Source organism: Phytoactinopolyspora endophytica (genome assembly GCF_004138495.1).
GTDB classification, from domain to species: domain Bacteria; phylum Actinomycetota; class Actinomycetes; order Jiangellales; family Jiangellaceae; genus Phytoactinopolyspora; species Phytoactinopolyspora endophytica.
Genome location: NZ_ML142852.1, coordinates 155,661 through 159,681, shown reverse-complemented (window position 1 = coordinate 159,681; position 4,021 = coordinate 155,661). Strand labels below are relative to the sequence as shown.

The following is a 4,021-nucleotide window of genomic DNA, read 5'->3' as shown; positions in this document are numbered from 1 at the left end:
CGCGGTGGCGGGATGCGCCCTGTAGGACTACGACCGTGATGCCGTCGTCGTCGGGAAAATAGCCGGCCTCCTTGAGCATCTGGGCGGCTTCGCCGGCCAGCGGTGAGTCGCCCAGGAGCGCGTGCATGGCATCGGTCAGGCGTGCGGCTGAGAACAAGCTCGCCACGTTGTCGCGGTGTAGTTGCCCGCCGAGCTCCGCGGCTTCGCGGACGCAGACATCGAGTTCCGCCGGCCCCATCGACCCGTCGGGGTCGACGAACCAGAGGTAGCCGAGGGACTTCCCTCGATGCAGCACGGGGACGCATACCCGTGGAAGCATGTGCAGCGCCGGGTTCGCGGGTACTCGGACGGGTCGACGAGCGTCGGACAGTCCGAAGTTCCTCAGCCAGCTCTTCACCTCTGGCGAGGCATGGCGCCGCAGGATGGAGTCCTCCCGGACGTCGTCAAGCGCTCGATCATGGGAGCTGTAGGCGATCAGTTTCATGAACCGATCCTCGAGGAGCACCGGGCGGCCAACCCGCCCAGCAAGCGCTTCGAGTACCTGTTGCAGCGTGAGCTCCAATGACGACGCCTCCACGCGGAAGAGCGGTGAGCTGACTCGCGGAAACAGTATGACATATCACATTTTACGAGAAAAGATCCGTCATCGTCAGCCAATGTAAACCTATCTTCCGGTCAACAGGCACACGTCGGAGTATGGCCTTCGGTGTTTCGTCACCTGTCGGAACGGGTCCGGGCGTCACCGGATCGTTACGGGAGTGGGATGCGCGCACGTCGCATAGCGCGGAGCAAGGGACTAATCTGCCGGGAATACCGGGCTAGCCGCGCGGGCGGCCAGCCACGTTCTCGGCGACATCGAGGTGGACCTGATGCGCACATGGAGGCTCACAACAACAACGGCGCTCGTGGCGGGCTGCGCGCTGGTGTTGGCGGCATGCGGCGGCGATGATGACGATGGTTCCGGCGGTGGTGGCGATGGGCCCGAGCCCACGTCCGACACCCCCCTCATCGTCGGCACGACCGATACCGTGACGAATATCGATCCGGCCGGCCAGTACGACAATCCGTCCCGGAACATCGTCGTCAATGTCTATCAGCGGCTGCTCACCGTGCCGCTCGGGGAGACTGAGCCGGCGCCGGAGGCCGCGGAGTCGTGCGACTGGGACGACGAGACCACCTATACCTGCATCCTCAAGGAAGGGCAGATGTTCTCCGACGGCGAGGAGGTGACGGCGGAGAACGTGGTCCACTCGATCGAGCGGAACCTGGAGATCCAACATGAGACCGGTGGCTGGGAACTGCTCAGCGGCATCGAGAGCGTCGAGGCGGTCGACGACTACACCGTCACATTCCAACTCAGCGGGCCGGATGCGACATTCCCCTTCGTCCTGACCACCGCGGCCGCGGCGATCGTGCCGATGAGTTACCCGGCCGACGAGCTACAGCCGAACGAAGAAGTGATCGGCTCAGGTCCGTATACGGTCGAGGCGTTCGACCCCTCCCAGCAGATCCAGCTCGGCCTCAACGAGAACTACAGCGGTGACTACGAACTGAACAACGGCAGCGTGATCCAGCAGTACTACGACCAAGAGTCCGCCCTGAAGCAGGCGATCGAAGAGGGCGAGGTCATGGTCGCCTACCGCAACCTCGGCGTCACCGACATCGAGGACCTGGAGCAGAACGGCGCGGATCGAGGCGTCGAAGTGGTCCGGGGCGAGGGCGTGGAGATCAACTACATGGTCTTCCAGGTCGGCCGGGAGCCGTTCGACGAGCTCGCCATCCGGCAGGCGATCGCGCACATCGTCGATCGGGAATCGATCGCGGAGAACGTCTACCGGGGCACGGTCACGCCGCTGTACGGCCCGGTTCCGGACGGTGTCGCCGGCCACGTGACCACCTTCGAGCAGGAGTACGGCGCCGAGCCCGACGTCGCGGCCGCCGAACAGCTGCTGGAGGATGCCGGCATCGATACGCCGGTCTCGTTCGACCTGTGGTGGATGCCGGACCGTTACGGTGCGGAGATCGCTGACATGTACGGGGAGATCGAGCGGCAGCTGGAGGACACCGGCCTGTTCGACGTGACCTTGGAGCAGCTCTCCTGGGCGCAGTACTCCACGACGTTCTCGGACGGGAGCATGGACGCGTTCGACCTGGGCTGGTTCCCGGACCACCCGGACCCCTCGAACTACATCGCGCCGTTCTACCACTCGGAGAACAACTTCCTGCAGAACGGCTACGAGAACCAGGAGATGGACGACCTCATCGACACCATCTTGACCGACCTCGACCAGGAGGAGCGGATCGCCGCGGTCGAAGAGGCCTCGGTGATCGCCGCGCAGGACGTGCCCGTTCTGCATCTCTGGCAACGGGACCAGGTGGCCGCGGTGCGCGAGGGAGTGACCGGCATGCAGGAGACGCTCGACCCTTCGTTCACCCTCTACTACAACCTGGTGAGCGGCGTCGAAGAGTAGGGCGGGCGGTTGTCGAGTCGTACGTCGGGGTCGTTGCGCACCTACCTGGTCACCCGGGTTCTGCTCTTCGTCCCCCAGGTCCTGATCATCCTGACCATCGTGTTCGTCCTGATGCGGGTAGCACCCGGTGACCCGGTGACCGTCGCCCTCGGCGGGCAGCGCACACCGGAACAGCTCGCCGAGCTGCGTGCGGACGCGGGGTACGACCGGTCGATCTTCGTGCAGTACGCCGAGTACATCACCGGCATCTTCCGGTTCGACCTCGGGCAGACGATCACCGACAGCCGCGAAGTCACCGACATCATCAAGACCAACGGTGGCGCGACGCTGACGTTGACCGTGGCGGCGTTCTTGGTGGCCCTGCTGATCGCGGTACCGTTCGGCTTGCTGGCCGGGCGGTACCGGGACACGGCGCTGGACGCGACACTGCGGATCTTCGGCATCGTCACCTATGCGGCGCCGGTGTTCTTTCTCGGTCTGCTTCTGCAACTGGCCTTCGCACGCGGGCTCGGCTGGCTGCCGTCGAGTTCGCAGGCGAGTCCGGTAGTGATGGCCACGGTTGAGCAACGCACGAACATCTTCCTGCTCGATGCGTTGCTCGACGGCGACACCAGTGCGTTCTGGAACGGGGTGGAGCACCTGATCCTGCCCGCGCTGACGCTGGGGTTGCTGCTGTCCGGGATCTTCATCCGCATCATCCGGATCAACCTGATTCAGACGCTGCGCAGCGACTACGTCGAAGCCGCCCGGGCGCGTGGGGTCATGGAGCGGCGCGTCGTCGTCCAGCACGCGTTCCGCAACGCCCTGGTGCCGTTCGTGACGATCCTGGGGCTGCAGGTCGCATTGCTGCTGGGCGGTGCGATCCTCACTGAGCAGACGTTCAACTGGAACGGTATCGGAAGCCAGCTCGTCCGCTATCTGGAGAACCGTGACTACGTGGCGGTCCAGGGCGTGGTCACCCTGTTCGCACTCGCTGTGGTCACGGTGTCGTTGCTGATCGACATCATCAACGCGATCATCGACCCGAGAGTGAGGTATTGATGGCTGCTGTCGAAGCGGCGCCGCCGCCGGGGCCGGGTCAGCAGCCTGTCGCGGGCCGGAGACGAGTCAGACGGCTGCTGTCGGGCATCGCCCGGCCTTACCGGATCTCACATGGGATCGCCCGGTTCATGCTGGTGAGCGGTACTGTGCTGGTCGTCGTCATGGTGCTGTTGGCGATCTTCTCACCGCTGATCGCGCCGTTCGGTTTCGCCCAGGTCGCCGACGCGGACGGCGAACGGTTCGCTAACCATCTCGAGCCGGGCGGAGAGCACATCTTCGGCACCACCACGCAAGGCTTTGATGTGTTCAGCCGGGTGGTGTGGGGCGCCCGGACGGCCGTCGTGGTGGTTGTGCTCGCCCTGGCCGCGTCGCTGGTGATCGGTGTGCTGCTCGGCTTGATCGCGGGGTTCGTCGGTCGCTGGGTGGACCGGGTGCTCGTGATGATCATGGATGCGTTGTTCGCGTTGCCGGCGCTGCTGCTCGCCATCGTCGTCGCGTTTCTGTTGTCC

2 protein-coding genes and 2 pseudogenes are annotated in these 4,021 nt (G+C 64.9%); 3 read left to right on the top strand and 1 reads right to left on the bottom strand.

Annotation, left to right across the window (positions count from 1 at the left end; translation table 11 throughout):
• Positions 1-484, bottom strand: a pseudogene (locus ELR45_RS34855) (hypothetical protein); the annotation flags it as partial.
• 385 nt (positions 485-869) lie between these two features.
• Between ELR45_RS34855 and ELR45_RS09065 the strand changes: the two are divergent.
• The 3 genes and pseudogenes from ELR45_RS09065 to ELR45_RS37300 all read left to right on the top strand — a co-directional run.
• Positions 870-2,471 (top strand): ABC transporter substrate-binding protein, encoded by a 1,602-nt coding sequence (locus ELR45_RS09065; protein WP_129665288.1) that lies wholly within the window; start codon positions 870-872, stop codon positions 2,469-2,471.
• Positions 2,472-2,480: 9 nt separating this feature from the next.
• Positions 2,481-3,512 (top strand): ABC transporter permease, encoded by a 1,032-nt coding sequence (locus ELR45_RS09060; protein ID WP_165367625.1) that lies wholly within the window; start codon positions 2,481-2,483, stop codon positions 3,510-3,512.
• A pseudogene (locus ELR45_RS37300) lies at positions 3,512-4,021 on the top strand (ABC transporter permease); the annotation flags it as partial. The gene ELR45_RS09060 and the pseudogene ELR45_RS37300, both read left to right, overlap by 1 nt.